The sequence below is a fragment of the Rhodoferax sp. GW821-FHT07F03 genome (genome assembly GCF_059418745.1).
Map to the genome: position 1 here is coordinate 1 of NZ_JBWKQM010000041.1, position 642 is coordinate 642.

Consider the following 642-nt stretch of genomic DNA (forward strand, 5'->3'; position numbering starts at 1 on the left):
TCAAACGCCAAGGCTGAAGGACGTTTTGATAAAACAGACTTCGTCTACATCGCCAAGCAGGACGCGTACCGTTGCCCGGCGGGTGAACAGGCGATCTATCGGTTCAGCGGCATCGAGAAAGGCCTCAATATACATGTCTACTGGCCAAGTGCCTGCCATCAATGCGCACTCAAATCTCAATGCAAAACCAGCAGTTTTAGGCGCATACGCCGATGGGAACACGAAGATGTACTGGAACGCATGCAGCAACGATTGGACCGCAAGCCCGATGCGATGACGCTACGCCGGAGCACCGTCGAACATGTCTTCGGAACCTTGAAGCACTGGATGGGCTGGACGCACTTCCTGACGAAGACCATTGCGCATGTGGGCACGGAGATGAGCTTGCATGTGCTGGCCTACAACATGAAGCGGGTGATCAATATCCTGGGAATGGAGAAGATGATGAAGGCTATGAAGCCGGCGGGGGCATGAGCCCTTATAGGCCTTTATACGCCGTCAAAAACACGATTCTCGGCCCCTGCAAGCCACACCAGACGCACTTGACGCGCTTTGTGGGATTGTGAGAAAGAAAACGGGTTTACGATGTCTGGGCCGAATCGCGAGAGGATTGTTTAGCTGTTTTCACACAGCCTCGGCCCA

Annotated in this window: 1 protein-coding gene; it reads left to right on the plus strand. The window is 53.9% G+C overall.

Annotated features, from left to right (window positions below):
- A partial coding sequence (locus AC07R0_RS25715; protein ID WP_495107033.1) for a transposase occupies window positions 1-474 on the plus strand: 474 nt, incomplete at its 5' end.
- Window positions 475-642: the final 168 nt, after the last annotated feature.